17 protein-coding genes are annotated in these 18,837 nt (G+C 70.2%); 8 read left to right on the top strand and 9 right to left on the bottom strand.

Annotated features, from left to right (window positions below):
* Positions 1-24: 24 nt before the first annotated feature.
* The 3 genes from dxs (at position 25) to G6N45_RS20945 (ending at position 5,141) form a co-directional block, all read left to right on the top strand.
* Entirely contained in the window at positions 25-1,938 is a 1,914-nt protein-coding gene (gene dxs, locus G6N45_RS20955) for a 1-deoxy-D-xylulose-5-phosphate synthase (protein ID WP_163724247.1), read from the top strand.
* A 111-nt stretch (positions 1,939-2,049) separates the two neighbouring features.
* Positions 2,050-4,212 (top strand): thiamine pyrophosphate-dependent enzyme, encoded by a 2,163-nt coding sequence (locus G6N45_RS20950; protein WP_163724245.1) that lies wholly within the window; start codon positions 2,050-2,052, stop codon positions 4,210-4,212.
* 23 nt (positions 4,213-4,235) lie between these two features.
* Positions 4,236-5,141, top strand: a complete 906-nt coding sequence (locus G6N45_RS20945) for an alpha/beta fold hydrolase (protein WP_163724242.1) — start codon at positions 4,236-4,238, stop codon at positions 5,139-5,141.
* Here G6N45_RS20945 and G6N45_RS20940 read toward each other — a convergent pair.
* On the bottom strand, positions 5,125-6,399 hold the full coding sequence (locus tag G6N45_RS20940; protein ID WP_163724241.1) for an HRDC domain-containing protein: 1,275 nt from the start codon (positions 6,397-6,399) through the stop codon (positions 5,125-5,127). The two genes, G6N45_RS20945 and G6N45_RS20940, sit on opposite strands and share 17 nt — an antisense overlap.
* A 4-nt stretch (positions 6,400-6,403) precedes the next feature.
* Positions 6,404-6,940 (bottom strand): DUF3000 domain-containing protein, encoded by a 537-nt coding sequence (locus tag G6N45_RS20935; protein WP_246229149.1) that lies wholly within the window; start codon positions 6,938-6,940, stop codon positions 6,404-6,406.
* A gap of 130 nt (positions 6,941-7,070) precedes the next feature.
* Between G6N45_RS20935 and hemE the strand changes: the two genes are divergently transcribed.
* The 4 genes from hemE (at position 7,071) to G6N45_RS20915 (ending at position 12,169) form a co-directional block, all read left to right on the top strand.
* Positions 7,071-8,135: a uroporphyrinogen decarboxylase gene (gene hemE / locus G6N45_RS20930; RefSeq protein ID WP_163724237.1), complete on the top strand. Its 1,065-nt coding sequence runs from the start codon at positions 7,071-7,073 to the stop codon at positions 8,133-8,135.
* Positions 8,132-9,487, top strand: a complete 1,356-nt coding sequence (locus G6N45_RS20925; RefSeq protein ID WP_163724235.1) for a protoporphyrinogen oxidase — start codon at positions 8,132-8,134, stop codon at positions 9,485-9,487. Before hemE ends, G6N45_RS20925 begins: the two co-directional genes overlap by 4 nt.
* Positions 9,488-9,491: 4 nt before the next feature.
* Positions 9,492-10,196, top strand: a complete 705-nt coding sequence (gene hemQ, locus G6N45_RS20920; RefSeq protein ID WP_163724232.1) for a hydrogen peroxide-dependent heme synthase — start codon at positions 9,492-9,494, stop codon at positions 10,194-10,196.
* Between the two features lie 200 nt (positions 10,197-10,396).
* Positions 10,397-12,169 (top strand): EAL domain-containing protein, encoded by a 1,773-nt coding sequence (locus G6N45_RS20915; protein WP_163724230.1) that lies wholly within the window; start codon positions 10,397-10,399, stop codon positions 12,167-12,169.
* Here the strand turns inward: G6N45_RS20915 and msrB are convergent.
* From msrB to G6N45_RS20895, 4 genes are read right to left on the bottom strand one after another with little or no spacing between them, the layout of a single operon-like run.
* On the bottom strand, positions 12,140-12,550 hold the full coding sequence (gene msrB / locus G6N45_RS20910; protein ID WP_163724228.1) for a peptide-methionine (R)-S-oxide reductase MsrB: 411 nt from the start codon (positions 12,548-12,550) through the stop codon (positions 12,140-12,142). The two genes, G6N45_RS20915 and msrB, sit on opposite strands and share 30 nt — an antisense overlap.
* Positions 12,547-13,824, bottom strand: a complete 1,278-nt coding sequence (gene aftC / locus G6N45_RS20905; RefSeq protein WP_163724226.1) for an arabinofuranan 3-O-arabinosyltransferase — start codon at positions 13,822-13,824, stop codon at positions 12,547-12,549. Before aftC ends, msrB begins: the two co-directional genes overlap by 4 nt.
* Before the next feature lie 37 nt (positions 13,825-13,861).
* Positions 13,862-15,418: an alpha/beta fold hydrolase gene (locus tag G6N45_RS20900; RefSeq protein WP_163724224.1), complete on the bottom strand. Its 1,557-nt coding sequence runs from the start codon at positions 15,416-15,418 to the stop codon at positions 13,862-13,864.
* A gap of 17 nt (positions 15,419-15,435) precedes the next feature.
* Complete coding sequence (locus tag G6N45_RS20895) at positions 15,436-16,224, bottom strand: pyrimidine reductase family protein (RefSeq protein WP_163724222.1); 789 nt, start codon at positions 16,222-16,224, stop codon at positions 15,436-15,438.
* 34 nt (positions 16,225-16,258) lie between these two features.
* Here G6N45_RS20895 and zapE point away from each other — a divergent pair, with 34 nt between their 5' ends.
* Positions 16,259-17,308, top strand: coding sequence for a cell division protein ZapE (zapE, locus tag G6N45_RS20890; protein ID WP_163724220.1), 1,050 nt, complete (start codon positions 16,259-16,261; stop codon positions 17,306-17,308).
* On the opposite strand, the gene G6N45_RS20885 is transcribed toward zapE, so the two are convergent.
* The 3 genes from G6N45_RS20885 to G6N45_RS20875 form a co-directional block, all read right to left on the bottom strand.
* On the bottom strand, positions 17,284-17,826 hold the full coding sequence (locus tag G6N45_RS20885) for a GNAT family N-acetyltransferase (protein WP_163724219.1): 543 nt from the start codon (positions 17,824-17,826) through the stop codon (positions 17,284-17,286). The two genes, zapE and G6N45_RS20885, sit on opposite strands and share 25 nt — an antisense overlap.
* Complete coding sequence (locus G6N45_RS20880) at positions 17,811-18,305, bottom strand: hypothetical protein (protein ID WP_163724217.1); 495 nt, start codon at positions 18,303-18,305, stop codon at positions 17,811-17,813. Before G6N45_RS20880 ends, G6N45_RS20885 begins: the two co-directional genes overlap by 16 nt.
* 77 nt (positions 18,306-18,382) lie before the next feature.
* Positions 18,383-18,817 carry a PPOX class F420-dependent oxidoreductase gene (locus G6N45_RS20875; RefSeq protein WP_163724215.1) on the bottom strand — a complete coding sequence of 145 codons (435 nt, stop codon included), beginning with the start codon at positions 18,815-18,817 and terminating at the stop codon, positions 18,383-18,385.
* Between the last annotated feature and the right edge of the window lie 20 nt (positions 18,818-18,837).

The following is an 18,837-nucleotide window of genomic DNA, read 5'->3' as shown; positions in this document are numbered from 1 at the left end:
CTGCGCGGTGCGTAGACTGAGCTGATGCTTGAACAGATCCGCGGTCCCGCTGATCTGCAGCACCTGTCGCAGGCACAGGTGGACGCGCTGGCCCGTGAAATCCGTGACTTCCTGATCCACAAGGTCGCGGCAACCGGCGGGCATCTGGGACCCAACCTCGGTGTCGTCGAACTGACGTTGGCGCTGCACCGCGTCTTCGACTCCCCGCACGATCCGATCCTGTTCGACACCGGTCACCAGGCCTATGTGCACAAGATGCTGACGGGCCGGTGCCAGGACTTCGAGACGCTGCGCAAGAAGGACGGCCTGTCGGGCTACCCGTCGCGCGAGGAGAGCGAGCACGACTGGGTGGAGTCCAGCCACGCCAGCTCGTCCCTGTCCTACGCCGACGGTCTGGCCAAGGCGTTCGAACTCAGCGGGCACCGCAACCGCCACGTGGTGGCCGTCGTCGGCGACGGCGCGCTCACCGGCGGGATGTGCTGGGAGGCGTTGAACAACATCGCGGCCTCCAAGCGGCCGATCGTGATCGTCGTCAACGACAACGGCCGCAGCTACGCCCCGACCATCGGCGGCTTCGCCGAGCACCTGGCCGGGCTGCGGCTGCAACCCGGCTACGAGCGCGTGCTCGAGGAGGGTCGCAAGGCCGTGCGCGGACTTCCCGTCATCGGCGAGTTCTGCTACCAGTGCATGCACAGCGTCAAGGCCGGCATCAAGGACGCGCTGTCGCCGCAGGTGATGTTCACCGATCTCGGCCTGAAGTACGTCGGACCGATCGACGGTCACGACGAACACGCCGTGGAGAGTGCGCTGCGGCACGCGCGGGCGTTCAACGCCCCCGTCGTGGTGCACGTCGTCACCCGCAAGGGCATGGGCTACGCGCCCGCGGAGAACGACGAAGACGACCAGATGCACGCGTGCGGCGTCATCGACCCGGAGACCGGGCTGGCCACCACGGTGCCCGGGCCGGGTTGGACCTCGGCGTTCTCCGACTCGCTGATCCAGCTCGCGGCCAAGCGCCGCGACGTGGTGGCGATCACCGCCGCGATGCCCGGCCCGACCGGCCTCAGTGCGTTCCGGCTGCGGTACCCGGACCGGTTCTTCGACGTCGGCATCGCCGAGCAGCACGCGATCACCTCGGCCGCCGGCCTGGCGATGGGCGGGATGCATCCCGTCGTCGCCGTGTACTCCACGTTCCTCAACCGCGCGTTCGACCAGGTGATGATGGACGTCGCGCTGCACAAGCTGCCCGTGACGATCGTGCTCGACCGGTCAGGCGTCACCGGACCCGACGGCGCCAGCCACAACGGCATGTGGGATCTGTCGATCCTCGGTGTGGTGCCGGGCATGCGCGTCGCGGCGCCGCGCGACGGCGCCCGCCTGCGTGAGGAACTCGCCGAGGCGCTCGACGTCAACGACGGCCCGACCGCCATCCGGTTCCCCAAAGGCGATGTCGGAGAGGACATCTCGGCGATCGAACGGCGGGACGGGGTGGACGTGCTCGCGCTGCCTGCCGACGGCCTGTCCGACGACGTGCTCGTGATCGCGGTTGGACCGTTCGCCGCGATGGCGCTCGCGATCGCCGAGCGGCTACGCAACCAGGGCATCGGTGTGACCGTGGTCGACCCGCGCTGGGTGCTGCCCGTGCCCACGGCGCTGCACGGCCTGGCCGCGCGGCACAAGCTCGTCGTCACGCTGGAGGACAACGGTGTGCACGGCGGTGTCGGTTCCGCGGTATCGAGCGCGCTGCGGCGCGCCGAGATCGACGTCCCCTGCCGCGACGCCGCCCTCCCGCAGGAGTTCTTCGCCCACGCCTCGCGCGGCGAGGTACTCACCTCGGTGGGCCTGACCGAGCGCAACATCGCCCGTCAGATCACCGGATGGGTGGCCGCGCTCGGCGCCGGCGCCGCGGAGAAGGAAGTCAGCCGCCAGCTCGACTGACCCGGCTCGCCGTGCATCTCGGCCGCGCTGACACCAGCGAGATGCATACTCTGATGATCGGGCAGGCCCTCACGGGTACCGCCGCGTTCCGCTGAGCGCCAGGGAGTCGCAATGGCCGAACCGATCGACGAATACTTCGCCGCGACCATTTTGGCGCTGACCGCGCCGAGCGTCCCGAATGTTGATGTGCTGCAGGGTATCTCCGCTCGGGACTGCCTCGATGTGTTCGATGCGCAGCTCGGCAGCAGGCATCTCGACCTCGCGGCCCGCTGGCTGCGGTCGAAGAACAAGGGGTTCTACACGATCGGTTCGTCGGGGCATGAGAGCAACGCCGGCGTCGCCGCGGCGTTGCGGCCCACCGATCCGGCCCTGCTGCATTACCGCTCCGGCGGCTTCTACCTGGCCCGGGCCGCCCAGGTCGACGGCAGCGATCCGCTGCGCGATGTGCTGCTCGGGATGGTCGCCGCGACCGCAGAGCCCATCTCCGGCGGCCGACACAAGGTGTTCGGCCGCCACGATCTGCATGTCATACCGCAGACCTCGACCATCGCCTCACACCTGCCACGGGCGCTCGGCGTCGCGTTCTCGATTCCGCGCTCACGGAAGCTAGGGGTCGAGTGTCCGTGGCCTGCTGACGCTCTGGCGGTGGGCAGTTTCGGCGACGCGTCGGCCAATCACTCGACCGCGGTCGGCGCCATCAACGCCGCCATGCACAGCGCCTACCAGGGTGTCCCGATGCCGCTGCTGTTCGTCTGTGAGGACAACGGGATCGGGATCAGCGTCAAGACACCGCAGGGCTGGATCGCGCGGACCTACGGCGATCGCGCCGACCTCCGTTACTTCACCGCCGACGGAACCAGCCTGCCCGAGGTGCTGACCGTCGCGGCGCAGGCCGCCGAATACGTTCGAGCGCAGCGTCGTCCGGCCTTCCTGCACTTGCGTACGGTGCGCTTGATGGGCCACGCCGGGTCGGATTACGAGCCCGGTTACCGCAGGAACGACGAGATCGCCGCCGATTACCCGCGCGATCCGGTGCTGTGCACGGCGCGGGTGCTCGTCGAAGCGGGCGTGCTCACTCCGCAGCAGGCGCTGGACGCCTACGAGGAGAAACGCTCGAAGGTGCTCGCCCTGGCCGCCGAGGTGGCCGAACTCCGGCAGCTGGACAACTCCCGCGCGGTGATGACGCCGCTGCGCGACGCTCTCGACGACGCGGTGACGGCGACGACGAGGGCCGCAGCCGAATACGTCGAGCGCAACGGCCCGCCGGTGACGGTCGCCCAGGCGATCAACCAGGCGCTGGGGCAGGTGCTCGCCGACCAGCCCGCAGCGATGGTGTTCGGGGAGGACGTCGGCCGCAAGGGCGGCGTCTACGGGGTGACGCGCGGGCTGCAAGCGGCTGCAGGCGCGGCGCGGGTGTTCGACACGCTGCTCGACGAGCAGTCGATTCTCGGACTCGCTCTGGGAGCCGGCGTTTCGGGCCTGCTGCCGATTCCGGAGATCCAGTACCTGGCGTACCTGCACAACGCCGCCGACCAGATCCGCGGGGAGGCCGCGACACTGCAGTTCTTCTCGAATCGGCAGTACCGCAATCCGATGGTGGTGCGGATCGCCGGGTACGGCTATCAGAAGGGCTTCGGCGGCCACTTCCACAACGACAACTCGATCACAGCGTTGCGGGATCTTCCCGGCGTGGTGGTGGCGACCCCGGCGCGGCCCGACGACGCCGCGGCGATGCTGCGGTCCTGCGTCACTGCGGCCCGCGCGGCGGGAACCGTCTGTCTGTTCGTGGAACCTATCGCGCTGTACCACACCCGTGATCTGTACGACGACGGCGACGACCTGTGGCTGGCGCCCGACACCGGAGCAGTGGCGCCGATCGGCAGCCCCCGCACTTACGGCGACGGCTCCGACCTGACAATCCTGACGTTTGGTAACGGTGTCCCGATGAGCCTGCGGGTGGCGCGCCGGGTGGCCGGCCGCGGCATCGCCGTCCGGGTGGTCGACCTTCGCTGGCTGTCGCCACTTCCCCTGTCCGACATGCTGGCCGAGGCCGAGGCGACCGGTCGGGTACTCGTGGTGGACGAGACGCGGCGCAGCGGAGGGGTGAGCGAGGGTGTCGTCACCGCGCTCGTCGACGGCGGCTATGCAGGAGCGCTGGCCCGCGTCGCGAGCCACGACAGCTTCATTCCGCTCGGCGACGCTGCGCTGCAGGTGCTTCTGAGTGAGGACACGATCGAGGCTGCGGCCCTCGAACTGGTCGAGCGCCGTCGGTAGACAACGTCGTTAGGCTGCACAATGTGGATCCCGCGCTGGAACGGTGGAAGGCTGCCGGACAGTATTTCGACTACCTCGGCTTCGACGTCTTCTACCGCTGCGAGGGGCAGGGCCCGGCTCTGCTGCTGGTGCACGGCTACCCGTTCAACAGCTATGACTGGGCGGCGCTGTGGCCGGCGTTGACGTCCCGTTTCCGCGTCATCGCGCCCGACATGATGGGCATGGGCTTCTCGGCCAAGCCGAGTGCCTACCGATACACGGTCGGTGACCATGCCGACATGCACGAGGCACTGCTGGCCGACCTCGGTGTGCACTCGGCACACGTGCTGGCCCACGACCTCGGCGACTCCGTGGCCCAGGAACTGTTGGCCCGCAAGGTGTTCGGTGAGCAGGCCTATGCTGGCTGGGACATCGAGTCGATCACCTGGCTCAACGGCGGGCTGTTCACCGAGGCCTACACGCCGCGCCTGATGCAGAAGCTGATGTCGGGGACGCCACTGGGCGACCTGATGAGTCCGCTGCAGGGCAGCGCGCTGTCGCGCCGCGTGCTCGAGCCGACCATCAACGAGATGTTCGGCCCGAACACCAAGCCGACGCGGGAGATGATGCAGACGTTCCACGAGATCCTCGAGTGGAATGACGGGAAGCGGGTGCTGCACCAGGTCGGGCGATTCCTCGACGACCGCCGTACCCACCGCAACCGGTGGGTACGCGCCATGCGGGAGACCTCGGTGCCGATGCGGCTGATCGACGGGCCCGTCGACCCCAACTCCGGTGCCCACATGGCGCGCCGCTACGCCGAGGTCGTCCCCGAAGCCGACGTCGTGATGCTCGCCGACGACATCGGGCACTGGCCGCAGATCGAAGCGCCCGAGGCGGTGCTGCAGCACTTCCTCGCGCACGTCGAGCGGGTCACGGCGAGCTGGTAGGCTCCGCCGCCGTCAACGCCGCGGTCAGCACGGGCACCGTCAGTTCGCGCTGCCACTGCCGGGCGGTGGTCGCGGCGAGGAACGCTTCGACGGCGCCTGCGGTGTCGTCGACCGCCACCCAGTCCCAGCACAGCCTGCGCACGATATCGGGGGAGAGCAGGTTCTCTGGCGGGACTGAAATCTGTTGTGCCCGTTCGTTGATCGCTGTGCGGGCGGCCTCCAGCCGGGCCGCCGCCTCGGGTTTGCGCCGCGCCCAGCGGGACGCGGGCGGCGGGCCGTTGGACGGCTCCTGGGCCGACGGCGGTTCGGCGTTGCGCGCGCGTTCGAGCGCGTCGAGCCACACCTGCGCGCTGCGCCGCTGACGGGAGCCGCCGAACACCGGCAGCGCGGTCAGCTTCTCGACCGTGTCGGGGTTGGTGGTGGCGGCGGTGATGATCGCGCTGTCGGGCAGGATGCGCCCCGGGGCGATATCGCGGCGGCGGGCGATCTGGTCGCGGGTGAGCCACAGCTCACGCACCGCCGCCAGCGTGCGCGGATCGCGGACCTTGTGGATGCCGGACGTGCGCCGCCACCGGTCCCTGCGGGTGGGTGAACTCTCGGCGGTGCGCAGGTACTCGAACTCCTGCCGCGCCCAGTCCGTCTTGCCCTGTTCGCTCAGCAGCGCGTCGATCGCGTCGCGCAATTCGGTCAGTACCTCGACGTCCAGCGCGGCGTAGTTGAGCCAGTCGTCGGGCAGCGGCCGCTTCGACCAGTCAGCGGCGCCGTGGCCCTTGGTGAGCTGATAACCCAGCAGCTGCTGAACCATCGAGGCGAGGTTCACCCGGTCGAAGTTGGCCAGCCGTCCGGCGAGCTCGGTGTCGTAGAGCGAGGGCGGCTGCATGCCGATCTCGGCCAGGCACGGCAGGTCCTGGTCGGCGGCGTGCAGCACCCACTGGTCCTCGGCGAGCACCTCGGCCAGCGGGGCAAGCACCTCCAGCGCGTCACCGCCATGGCTGACCGGGTCGATCAGCACGGTGCCGGCCCCGGCCCGGCGGATCTGCACCAGATAGGCGCGGTTGGAGTAGCGGAAACCCGACGCGCGCTCGGCGTCGACGGCGAACGGGCCGGTGCCCGAGGCAAGAAGGTCTGCGGCCCTGCTGATCTCGCTGCGACTGACGGAAACGCCCGGCACGCCGTCGCGGGGGGCCAGCAGCGGGACGGCGTCGGTCTCGGGGACTTCGGCGTCGGAGTCGACGCCGGCGGTGTCGGAATCGGTCATCACGTCACGCGCGGGTGCGCGAGCCCAGGTCGGTCACCCCGGCCGGCGGCAGTCCGGCGGCGTGCTCGAGCACGTCGCAGAACGCTTCGACATGCGGACCGAGGTCGAGAGTCGTCGCGGTCCAGGACGCCCGCAGCTCCAGCTGGTGCGCGCGCGGCGGGCCGGAGATGTCGCCGTAGCGCACCGACGTCGTCGCGGTGACGGTGCCGCCCAGCGCGGTGAGGTGTTCCGAGCGCTCGGCGAGCGCGTCGACCAGCCAGCTCCAGGCCACCTCGGGCAGCAGCGGGTCCACCGCCTCGCTGGAGTCCAGGTCGGCCTGGATGTAGGCGACCAGCCGCATGGTGCCGTCCCAGGCGTCGGCGCCCTCGGGATCGTGCAGCAGGATCAGCCGGCCGAAGGCGTCGCCGTCGGAGCGTTCCGGGACGATCGCGGCCTCGGCATGCTTGACCTCGGCGCCCAGCGCGTAGCTGTAGGGCGCCAGGCGCTGTGGTGGGCGGATCGGCCCCAGCTCGATCTCCGGTCGCACGGTGGTGGCATTCATCGCCGCCACCGCTTCACGGAATTGAGCCGGTTCAGCGGTGGTCACGCCGAAAGACGCTAGCCCATTTCCACAGGTCTGTGCTCATGGCGCGCCGAATCGGAGGCCAGCGGGCATGGCAGCATAGGAATCGATGAACACGCGCCGCGAGCTGCCCGAATCGCCCTACCTGGCTGCCGTCGCCGGCCGCAAGCCCACCCGCATACCGGTGTGGATGATGCGGCAGGCAGGGCGGTCGCTGCCCGAATACCGGGCGCTGCGGGCCAAGAACACGATGATGCAGGCCTGCTTCGACGCGGACCTGATCACCGAGATCACGCTGCAGCCGGTGCGGCGCCACGACGTGGATGCGGCGATCCTGTTCTCCGACATCGTCGTGCCGCTGCGGGCGGCCGGGATCGCGCTGGACATCGTGCCCGACGTCGGGCCCGTCATCGAGCACCCGATCCGCACCCTGGCCGACGTCGGGGCCGTCGCGGCGCTGGACCCCCAGCAGGTCGCGCCGGTCGCGGCGGCGATCGGCCAGTTGGTGGGCGAGCTGGGCGACGTGCCGCTGATCGGGTTCGCCGGAGCGCCGTTCACGCTGGCGTCGTATCTGGTCGAAGGCGGTCCGAGCCGCAACCACGAGCACACCAAGGCGATGATGCTCGGGGCGACGGACACGTGGAACGCGCTGATGACCGCGCTGACGGAGGTGACGATCGCGTTCCTGCGCACCCAGATCGAGGCGGGTGTCGACGCCATCCAGGTCTTCGACTCCTGGGCTGGGACCCTGTCGCTGGCCGACTACCGCACCTACGTGCTGCCCCACAGTGCGCGGGTGTTCACCGCGCTCGCCGGGCACGGGGTCCCCATGACGCACTTCGGGGTCGGGACGGCCGAGCTTCTCGGTGCGATGTCGGAAGCCGTGGCGGGCCACGGGGCGCCGGCGGTGGTCGGCGTGGACTGGCGCACCTCGCTCACCGACGCCGCGGGCCGGGTGCAGCGGGGTACCGCGCTGCAGGGCAACCTCGATCCCGTGGTGCTGCTCGCGGGCCGCCCGGTGGTCGAGCGGGCGGTGCGCGCAGTCGTCGAGGACGGCAGGCGGGCCGTCGACGCCGGCGCGGTCGGCCATGTGTTCAACCTCGGTCACGGCGTGCTGCCCGCCACCGACCCCGATGTCATCACCGAGGCCGTAGCGCTGGTGCACGAGCTGTGAGCGCGCCCAGGGGCGCCCGGTATTGCGTTGTGGGCGGCGGTATTTCGGGTCTCGTCGCCGCGTACCGGTTGCGTGTCGCGGCCGGCCCGGATGCGTCGATCACGCTTCTGGACCCGGCCGACCGGCTGGGCGGGGTGCTGCGCACCGAACGGATCGGCGGGCAGCCACTCGACGTCGGCGCCGAGGCGTTCGTCACCCGCAGGCCCGAGGTCCCCGCGCTGCTGGGGGAGCTGGGGCTGTCGGGCAGAGCGCTCACGACGACGGGGGCGCGGCCGCTGATCTACAGCGAGGGCCGGACACACCCGCTGCCCAAGGACACGGTCAACGGCATCCCGTCGCGGCCCTCCGCGCTCACCGGTCTGGTGGACGACGCGACGATCCGCTGGATGCTCGACGAGCCCCGGCGCCCGCTGGCGTGGAGCCCGGGCGCCGACCCGACGGTCGCCGATCTCGTCGGCGACCGGTTCGGCGAACAGGTCGTGACCCGGTCGGTGGATCCCCTGCTGGCCGGTGTCTACGCGGGATCGGCGGCGACGATCGGGTTGCGTTCGGCGGCCCCGACGATCGCCACGGCGCTGGACCGCGGCGCCCGCAGCCTCACCGAGGCGGTCGTCACGGCGCTGCCGCCGCCACAGCCCGGGTCCGTGTTCGGCGCGATCGAGGGCGGCTACACCGTGCTGATCGACGAGCTGATCCGCCGCTCACGCCTGACCTGGGCGCAGGTGGCCGTCGCCGACGTGCGACCGGCCGCGCAGGGCTGGGAGGTCGTCGACGACGAGGGGGTGCGATGGCCCGCTGACGCGGTCCTGCTGGCGGTGCCGGCGCCCCGGCTTGCGCCGCTGGTCGACGACGTGGCCCCGCGCACCGCCGCGGCGGCCCGCCGCATCAAGGTCGCCTCCGCAGCGGTGGTGGCGCTCGCACTGCCCGGGGGCACGCCGCTGCCCGAGCAGTCCGGGGTTCTGGTGGCGGGCCGCGGTCGCCTGCACACCAAGGCGGTCACCCTGTCGTCGCGTAAATGGGGGCGGCGTGGATCGGTCGAGCTGGTGCGCCTGTCGTTCGGCCGGTTCGGTGACGATCTGGCCCGCCGGGCGGGCGATGAGGAGCTGCTCACCTGGTCCGAGCAGGATCTGACGACGCTGTTCGGAATCACCGTCGCACCCGAGGACAGCAGGGTGGTCCGATGGCTCGACGCGATGCCGCAGTACGGTCCGCGGCACGCCGAACTCGTTGCGGACCTGCGTGCGGGCCTGCCCGCCGGGCTGGCGGTCGCAGGCGCCTACCTCGACGGCATCGGGGTGCCCGCCTGTGTGGCGGCCGCGACCCGGGCCGTCGCGGCGATCGTGGCACCATAGGGCCATGGCCAAGCTCGACTTCGACGCGATCAACTCCACCATCCGCTACCTGATGTTCTCGGTGTTCGCGGTGAAGCCCGGGGTGCTGGCCGACGGGGACGACGCGCGGGCCGCCGTGGTCGACGAGACCGCGACGTTCCTCAAGCACCAGGAGGACAACGGCGTCGTCGTGCGCGGGCTGTACGACGTCGCCGGCATGCGCGCCGACGCCGACTTCATGATGTGGACGCACGCCGAGACCATCGAGGCGCTGCAGGCCACCTACGCCGACTTCCGACGCACGACCACGCTGGGCCGCGCGTCGACCCCGGTGTGGAGCAATGTGGCGCTGCACCGGCCGGCCGAATTCAACAAGAGCCATATTCCGGCGTTCCTGGCGGGCGAGGAGCCCGGCGCCTACATCTGCGTGTATCCGTTCGTGCGGTCGCTCGAGTGGTACCTGCTGCCCGACGAGGAACGCCGCCGCATGCTCGCCGAGCATGGCATGGCCGCCCGCGGCTACAAGGACGTTCGCGCCAACACCGTGCCGGCGTTCGCCCTCGGCGACTACGAGTGGCTGCTGGCCTTCGAGGCACCGGAACTGCACCGCATCGTGGATCTGATGCGTGACCTGCGGGCCACCGACGCCCGGCGGCACGTGCGCGAGGAGACCCCGTTCTTCACCGGGCCGCGGGTTTCGGTGGAGAAATTGGTGAACGCGCTGCCCTGACACTTTGCTGTGCTGGGTTCTGCGGGGCAACAATTGATGTCTTTGCAAATAATTTGAACGCGCACAGTGCGCAGTTCAAGGGTCTTTCTACCCTATTCGCGGGGTACTAGTCGGTCGCAGCAAACACCGTGTGGCCCGTCTTGCTTGGTTTCTCCCGGTTCCTCGAGTTGCTAAGCTCCTCGGGTGCCGTTCCTCCGGGGGTGGCGGCGGGTGCTGTGATCGTCGGCGCCGGGTATGGCGCCTGGTTGATCGGCGGTTGGGGTGGCCCGCCCGTCATCCGCGTTCTCGATGACGTCGGGCTGGCGTTCTTCGCGCTCGGCGCGGCTTTCTGTGCCGGCCGCGCGGCGTTCGTCCTGCGTGGCCGAGACCGTGCCGCCTGGGTGTTCCTCGCCACCGGAACCGCCGGTTGGGCCGCGGGGGAGGCCATGTGGAGCTATTACGACCTCGTTGCCGGCACCGCACCGTTTCCGTCGTGGGCCGACGCTGGCTACCTGTCGTTTCTCGTCGGCGCCGGGCTGTGCCTGATCCTGTTGCTCACCGCCTCGCCGGCGGGCACCCAGCTCCGGGTGTTGCTGGACGGGCTGATCGTCGCGGCGGCGATCTTCGGCGCCGCCTGGGTGACGTGGCTCGAAACGGTGTACGCGGCGCAGGGCCACGATGTGGTGTCGGTGGCGTTCGCGCTCGTCTATCCGGTCGTCGACATCGCCCTGATCACCGTCGCCGCGCTGATGTGTCTGCGCGCCGCGGCGTCCCGGCGTCCATACCTGGCCCTGATGACCGCCGGGCTGGTCGCGATCGCCGCCTCCGACACCGCGTTCGGCTATCTGACCGCCACGGACGGCTACAACGACCACCACGATATCGCCATCGGATGGGCGTGGGGATTCTCGCTGCTCGCGTTCGCCGCGTTGGCCGCTGCGCGCGAATCGTCCGTGCCGGCGGGCTCGCAGACGACGGTGGTGTCGAGATGGCTGCCCTATGTGCCGGTGCCGCTGTCGGCGGTGCTGTGCACCCCGGTCCTGATCGCGGGGTTGGGGCCGGTGTTCGTGGCCGTGGCGGTGATCGTGGCGGCCGTGGTGATCCGGCAGTTCCTCATCCTCGGAGAGAATCGCCGGCTGCGCGCCGGCGCTGCCGCGGCGGCCCCCGCTCCTGTCGCCGTTTCCCCCATGCTCGACGAACTGCGCGACGCGATCGACCACTCGGGTCTGCGCATGCTCTACCAACCGCAGTTCGATCTGCACACCCGGCGGATCGTCGGCGTGGAGGCCCTGATCCGATGGCCCCACCCGTGCCGGGGAATACTCGGCCCGGACCAGTTCCTGCCGCTGGTCAATCAGCGCGTGCTGATGAGGGCGCTGACCGACGCGGTGCTCGATCTCGCCCTCGACGACGCCGTGCGGTGGTACGCCGAGGGTTTCCGTATTCCGGTGGGGGTCAACGTCTTCGCTCCGACGATCAGCGACCCGGAGCTCGGCCCGGCCATCACCGCGGGCCTGCAGCGGCGGGGGTTGCCACCGGAGGCGCTGATCGTCGAGATCACCGAAGACCGGCTGCCGGCCGACATGTCGGGGACGCGCTCAGCATTGGAAGCCTTGCGCGACAGCGGCGTCCGCGTTGCTCTCGACGATTTCGGTAGCGGCTACTCCGCGCTGGGGCATCTGCGCGACCTGCCGGTGGACCAGGTCAAGCTCGACCGGGAGTTCATCGCTCAGATCCTGACGCATCCGACGTCGGCGACGATCGTGCGCACCGTCATCGGGATGGCCCACGCGCTGGGCCTGACACCGGTGGCCGAGGGCGTGGAGAACGCCGAGGTCGTGGACCGGCTGCGCGAGTACGGCTGCCGGGTGGCCCAGGGGTTCTACTTCAGCCGGCCGCTGCCCGCCGCGCAGATGTCCGAGCTGCTCGAAACGCAGCGGCGCACCCACGCGGCCACGCCCGCACTACTGACCCGTGGGCACCAGACGCAGTGAAATCGAATTGATGCAGTAGCGCTGATCGGTCGGCGTCGGATAGCCCTCGCCCTCGAACACGTGCCCGAGGTGGCTGTGGCAGTTCGCGCACAGCACCTCCACCCGGCGCATGCCCAGCGAGTCGTCGGTGCGCAGGACCACCGCGTCGGAGTCGGCGGGGTCGAAGAACGACGGCCAGCCGCAATGCGACTCGAATTTCTCACTGCTGCGGAACAATTCGGCACCGCACGCGCGGCACTGGTACACACCCTCGGTCTTGGTGTCGGTGTACTCACCGGTGAACGGACGCTCGGTGCCGGCGCGCCGCAACACCGCGAACTCCTCGGGGCTGAGGCGTTCACGCCACTGGTCGTCGCTCAGCTCCAGTTTGGGACCCGTCATGGTGCCAGGCTACTCGGCGCCGCGGCCTCCGGAGTGCGCCGCGACAGCCACACCGGATCGATGCCGTCGTCGAGCCGTCCGTCGGCGCGGGCATCGAGGTAGCGGTACAGCAGCGTAGTGAAGACGACGATCACCATCAGCGACCAGCCGTAGGTGATCTTCAAGTATTCCAGCGCCCGACCCGTGCTCGGCAGCTGCCAGAGCAGCCAGCGGTCCATCGTCAGGAACCCGTAGGCAGCCAGCCACGCCACCCAGCTGCGGATCACCGAGTTCGGCAGCACCACCGTCATCAGGAAGGGGAACAGTGCGATCGAGTAGTAGCCCTGTCCGAGGGACAGCACGAGCCACGACGTCGTCAGGACCACACCTGAGGACGTCAGCATCCAGAAGAACTGGTCGCGTTCCCGGTAATAGCGGTAGAGCAGCCACAGCGACGCCGCCCCGAGCACGATGAACAGCACGCGCAACGACAGGATCAACCACGTCGGCAGCCCGAAGTAGAGACCGTTGCCGAGGATCGAGCTGTTGAAGTAGTCCCGGGTGGAGAAGATGTAGGGCACCGTGCGGGTGACGAAGCTCATCGGATCGGAGATCAGCGGCCACGCGGCGACGTTGAACGCGACGGGCACCGCGATCGCGGTGACCAGCACACGCCACTGCCGGTTGAGCAACGGCAGCAGCAGCAGCGGCGCCAGCAGCGGTTTGACGACGAGCGTCAGCCCGATACTCACCCCGGCCCACCACTCGTGGCTGCGGACACCGTCGAGCAGCCACCGGAAGAACAGCACCTCCAGCAGCAGCATGACGCCGTTGATGTTGCCGAACACCAAGGTGTTGGTGACGCTTTCGGTGCAGAACATCGCCAGCAGCAGCGCGGGTGCGGCGACCGAGGACAGCGTGAAACCGAACAGCCGCAGCAGGAAGTAGCCGGCGAGGATGATGGCCACTGTGTTGAAGAAGATGAACCAGTTGCGCGAGGCCACCTCGGGCAGGTAGCCGAACGGCGCCATGATCAGGGTGCCGCCGGGCGGGTAGAGGTAGTGCGGGTCGACGTAGTCGAAGTGCTCGTTGTAGATGTCCCAGCCGAACTTGAAGTTGATGACCGCGCGGTAGACCGGCGCGAAATCGTCGGTGATGTAGCGGTTGAAGACCAGGACGTAGCTGCGGTGGATGACCGACAGGATCGCCAGCGGCCACAGGATCGAACGCAGAACCGCGGCCGTGGTGGGCGGGCTGGTGCGGGGCCTGAACGCTTTCACCACAAGATCACGCACGTCAGGCACCGTACCGTAGCGCCGCGGTGCGGGGCTGTCAGGCCGGGCAGTACGTGTCGGTGGCGGGCAGCTGGCCGCTGTCGAGGTAGGCGAGCACCGGCGGCAGCGCGCAGGGCGAGTAGATCGACGCGCCGTGACCGATGCCCTGCCACATCACCCGCTTGTTCGTCGACCCCGCGTTGATCGCCGTCGCGGCGACGGCGGCGACGCCCTCGCTGCCCACGATGGGGTCGTTCTGCACGCCGAGCAGCAGGGTGGGCGTCGTCAGCCCCTGAGGTTCCTTCGGGGCGGTGCCGCTCGGCCAGTTGAGGCACTTGACCATGTCGAGCGCGCCGACCGTGCCGAACTGGGGGTAGCGCTTACCCCACTCGACGACGAGCTCGCGGACCCGGTCGGGAGTGGGGCGGTTGAGCGCGTCGCTGCAGGAGTTGACGAACTGGCCGTCGGTCTGGCGCAGCGTCTCCGCGGTGTTGATCAGATTGTTCAGCCGGTTCGTGTCGCCGGAGTTGGCGTCGGCGATAGCCCGGGCCAGCTCGTTGCCGGCATCCACGCGGTTGCCCTGCGGGAACGCCAGCGCCGTGGAGATCGCGTCGGCGACCGCGGCCACCGAGGCTCCGCCGGGGCCGTTACCCGCCCGCGCCGCCGAGAGCAGGGCGTCGACGGCGCCCTTGGGGTCCGGGCCGAGCGGGCAGTTGGTCGCCAGACACTGGGTGGCCCACGCGTCGAGCGAGGCCTGCTCGCCCCTGACCCGCTGCTCGGTGGCTGCCTCGGCAGCGATACCCAGCGGCAGCGGGGAATCCAGCACCAGCCGGGCCACCTTGTTGGGGTGCGTACCGGCATACGCCAGCGCCACCTGCGCTCCGTTGCCGACGCCGAGCAGCGCCAGTGCCGGCACGTCCCAGGTGGTGCGCAACCGTTCCAGGTCCTCCGCGGCATGGGAGTTGTCGTACGCCGAGTCGCCCGGGGCGATGGTGTCGGTGCAGCTCGTCGTCGCGGTCATGGTGATGGCGCCGAGGTTGGCGACCGGGTCGTCGCCGGACTGGAACTGGGCCTGCTCGAACATCTCCTGCCGGTCGAACACGTCGCGGCAGTCCAGCTCGCCGGACATGCCGATGCCGCGGCGGTCGACGGCGACGATCGGGCGCTTGGCCAGGACGTCGGCGCCCGCCCGCGCCAACCAGGCCGGCAGCTGCACCGACGACGGCAGGTCCGAGCCGGTCGTCATCACCAGGGGGCCCGCGTCGGCCGGAGTCTGGGCGGAGCGGGCCCGGACCACTCCGATGCTCACGCTGCCGGTCGCCCCGCTGATGGGGTCGAGGTCGGCGTCGTAACTCGCGCAGTCCAGCGTGACGCCCGGCAGGGGATCCACCGCCGCGGCGCTGAACACCCGGGAGGTGCAGTCGCGCCACGACAGGTCGTTCTTGGGTGCCTCGATCGCCGGTGGGCCGGCGGGCTTCTCGCTGGTCTCGGTGGCGCCCTGCGGGCCTGCGCCGGAGTCGGTGGCATACCGCGGGTTGGCGGCCAAGCCGGGCGAGCACGCCGATAGCGCCAACGACACCGTCACCGCCACCACAGCCGGCACCGAACGAAACATGCCGACCACAGTACTGATCAGCGTTCGTCGGCCGCGGCAGCGCGCACGTAGCTCAGGAACAGGTAGCCGTCGTCGTCGGTCAGCGCGTGGCGCAGCCGCAGGGCCGTCCGGCCGTCCGTCTTGCCGGTGACGATGCGGCCCGCCGCGCCGCCGACCAGTACGGGGGAGACGCTCAGGCACAGCTCGTCGAGCAGATTCTCGGCGATCAGCATGCCGAGTATCCCGGGGCCGCCCTCGGCCAGCACCCGGCGTAGGCCGCGCCCGGCCAGCACGTCGAGCACGCCGGTCAGATCCAGCGATTCGGGGTCGGTGCCGGAGGCGTCGATCACCTCGGCGCGTGCACCCAGCCGCTCCCGCGTGCCGGGCGCCGCGCCGGCACTGGTGAAAACCAGCGGCGGCACGTCGGTGCGAGTGAACAGCGCGGCGTCCGGATCCACCGAGCCTGATCGGGTGAGCACGGCGATCGGCGGTGTCTCGGTCTGACCGCGGTCGCGCCGCGCCGCGCGCTGCGCGGCGTCGAACGTCACCCCGGAGTAGTCCTCGACCCGCGCGGTGGCCGCGCCGACGAGCACCACGTCGGCGAGTTCGCGCAGCATCCCGAACAGCGCCTTGTCGCCGGCGCCGCCGAGGCCCCCGGATTTACCGGCGCTCGTCGCGCCGCCGTCGATCGACGCGATCATGTTGGCCCGCACCCAGGATCGGGTGCCGCCGCCGGGATAGGCGTAGCGGTCGGCCAGCCCGGCCGCGTCGATCGCGCCGACACCGCCGAGCACTGTGAACTGCGTCCCGTCGTGGTCTGCGGACATACGCAGAATCACAGCACGCCGTTAAGGTGCCTGCATGCAGGGGTCCAGTATCAGCTCCAGCGAAGTCGCGCATCTGACCGATCGGCGTCCGAGCGTCACGCCGGAACGGCTGGTCGCACAGCTGGTTCCGCCGCCGACGTTCGCCGACGTCAGCTTCGACACCTACCGGCCCGACCCGGCCGAGCCCACCCAGTCCGCGGCAGTCGAGGCGTGCCGCCGGTTCTGCGCGCAGGCGGTCGAGCGGCGGGCCGGGAAGAAGAAATTGTTCGGCAAGCGCGAGGTGTTGCCGGGCGTCGGCATCTACCTCGACGGCGGGTTCGGGGTGGGCAAGACCCATCTGCTGGCCTCGTCGTACTACGCGGTCCCGGGTCCCAAGGCGTTCGCCACCTTCGGCGAACTCACTCAGCTGGCGGGGGTGTTCGGCTTCGTGGAGTGCATCGACCTGCTCGCCGACTACGTCCTGGTGTGCATCGACGAGTTCGAGCTCGACGACCCCGGCAACACCACGCTGATCTCCCGGCTGTTGTCGGCGCTCGTCGACAGGGGCGTGTCGGTGGCGGCCACCTCCAACACGCTGCCCGAGCAGCTCGGCGAGGGCCGGTTCGCCGCGCAGGACTTCCTGCGCGAGATCAACACGCTCGCAGCGATGTTCACGACGGTGCGCATCGAGGGCCCGGACTACCGGCACCGTGGTCTGCCGCCCGCGCCGGAGCCGCTGCGCGACGACGAGGTGGCGCAGCGGGCCGCGGACGTGCCCGGCGCGACGCTCGACGACTTCGACGCGCTGTGCGCGCACCTGGCGACGATGCACCCGTCGCGCTACCTGACGCTGATCGAGGGCGTCTCCGAGGTGTTCCTGACCGGGGTGCATCCGCTCGACGACCAGAACGTCGCGCTGCGGCTGGTGTCGCTGACCGATCGGCTCTACGACGCCGGCATCCCGGTCATCGCCTCCGGCGCCAAGCTCGACACCGTGTTCAGTGACGAGATGCTCGCCGGCGGGTTCCGCAAGAAGTACCTGAGGGCCACCTCGCGGCTGCTGGCGCTGACGGCCGCCGGTCAGACCGGGCGCACCATCACGTAGTCGGCCTCGAGGTGGGTGCCCAGCCGGAACGTCTTGGTGCCGGTGACGGTGAAGCCGTACTTGGCGTAAAAGCGTTGCGCCCGAAGGTTTTTCTGATTCACGCCGAGCCACACCGATGCCGCCGCCTGGGCGCGGGCGTACTGGAGCGCGGCGCTCATCAGGGCCGTCGACACCCCCGCGCCGTGGGCGTCGGGCAGCACGTACATCTTCGACAGCTCCACCGTCGGCCGCAGGGCGACCGCGGCCGCCACATCCGGGTCGTCGGGCACGTCGCGGATCATCATGGCGTAACCGATGATTCGGTCGTCCCGGGTGGCGGTCAGCACGGTCCGGTCCGGGTCGTCGAGGTAGGCGCCGAACCGGGCCGGCGTGAGGTTCTCGGCGATGAACGCGGCGACGTCGGCCGGGGTGCAGGACGGGGGACAGGCCAGCGGGAACGTGCGGGCGGCGACGTCGGCCAGTTCGGTCACGCGGGCGGCGTCGGCCGCACCGATCTGCAGGCTCAGGCCACGTTCCACTGGGCCAGTCGGACGCCGGTGATCCGGTCGAGCAGCACGACGTTGGACACCAGGTCGCGGTAGCAGTCCCACCACACACCGCCGCTGAAGGTCCGGCCCACCTGGGCGTCCTGCAATCCGTACTGCAGCGCATCGGGGGCGTCGCTGTTGCGGGGCTCGTACGCGTCGCCGGTCGGGGTCACGCCGCGGAACGCGTAGGTGATGCCCATCGCGTACGGGGTGGGCAGCTGCACCGGCGTGACGGTGACGTCAGCGCGGTACACCTGATATCGCGGTGCGCGGGGCGGATAGCCGAAGCCCGGCGGAACGGCCGACGGCGCGATGCCGGTGACCGCCACGTCGGCCACCAGGCCCTTGAACTCGACGCGCAGCGTCTCGCCCAGTCGACCGATCGGAATGACGGCCGCGGCCGCAGGGGGCGCGAGCACACCGCCGAGCGTGGCGATGGTGGCGAGCAGGAAGACGAGCCAGCGCCGCATGTGTGGGGATCCCTCCGGGCCACGCTTATCGAGCAGGTCCTGGCATGATCGCACACCCGGCGACGCCGTCGGCGGGGTTATGCCGTCGAAGGCACCCAGGGTCCGACACCGCCCACCTTGTCGATGCGGATCCGGGTCACGTATCCCGGTGGAGCGTCGGGCGGCGGAAACACCGTCCCGGGGGCCGCGAGGGTCGTTGCGAGTTCAGCGAGGAGCTCGCGCGCGCCACCTTCGACGATGCGGGCGGTGCCGGTGATGCTCAGATACGGCCGTCGGACGTCGTCGGGACCCTCGGGGGACACGATGGTCAGCGCGACCCGAGGATCGCGGCGCACGTTGCGCACCTTCTTGCGTTCGGCCAGGTGCCCCATCACCAGCTCGTCGCCGTCCGGGGTGGACTGCAGGGCGACCCAGACCAGGCTCACCTGCGGGCTGCCGTCGGAATTGAGAGTGACCAGGGTGGCGTCGGCGCCACGGCCGATGAGGTCGCGCCCGGCCGAGTTCAGTTTCACGTGGTGTGCTACCGCGCGAA

The organism is Mycolicibacterium psychrotolerans (assembly GCF_010729305.1).
GTDB lineage: Bacteria > Actinomycetota > Actinomycetes > Mycobacteriales > Mycobacteriaceae > Mycobacterium > Mycobacterium psychrotolerans.
This window is presented reverse-complemented; position numbering and strand designations above follow the sequence as displayed.

Coding starts and splice junctions, on each gene's coding strand:
- hemQ (WP_163724232.1), top strand. CDS start 9,492: ATGGCCAAGCTCGACTTCGACGCGATCAACTCCACCATCCGCTACCTG.
- zapE (WP_163724220.1), top strand. CDS start 16,259: ATGCAGGGGTCCAGTATCAGCTCCAGCGAAGTCGCGCATCTGACCGAT.
- G6N45_RS20950 (WP_163724245.1), top strand. CDS start 2,050: ATGGCCGAACCGATCGACGAATACTTCGCCGCGACCATTTTGGCGCTG.
- G6N45_RS20935 (WP_246229149.1), bottom strand. CDS start 6,940: ATGAATGCCACCACCGTGCGACCGGAGATCGAGCTGGGGCCGATCCGC.
- hemE (WP_163724237.1), top strand. CDS start 7,071: ATGAACACGCGCCGCGAGCTGCCCGAATCGCCCTACCTGGCTGCCGTC.
- G6N45_RS20880 (WP_163724217.1), bottom strand. CDS start 18,305: ATGCGGCGCTGGCTCGTCTTCCTGCTCGCCACCATCGCCACGCTCGGC.
- dxs (WP_163724247.1), top strand. CDS start 25: ATGCTTGAACAGATCCGCGGTCCCGCTGATCTGCAGCACCTGTCGCAG.
- G6N45_RS20895 (WP_163724222.1), bottom strand. CDS start 16,224: ATGTCCGCAGACCACGACGGGACGCAGTTCACAGTGCTCGGCGGTGTC.
- msrB (WP_163724228.1), bottom strand. CDS start 12,550: ATGACGGGTCCCAAACTGGAGCTGAGCGACGACCAGTGGCGTGAACGC.
- G6N45_RS20900 (WP_163724224.1), bottom strand. CDS start 15,418: ATGTTTCGTTCGGTGCCGGCTGTGGTGGCGGTGACGGTGTCGTTGGCG.
- G6N45_RS20940 (WP_163724241.1), bottom strand. CDS start 6,399: ATGACCGATTCCGACACCGCCGGCGTCGACTCCGACGCCGAAGTCCCC.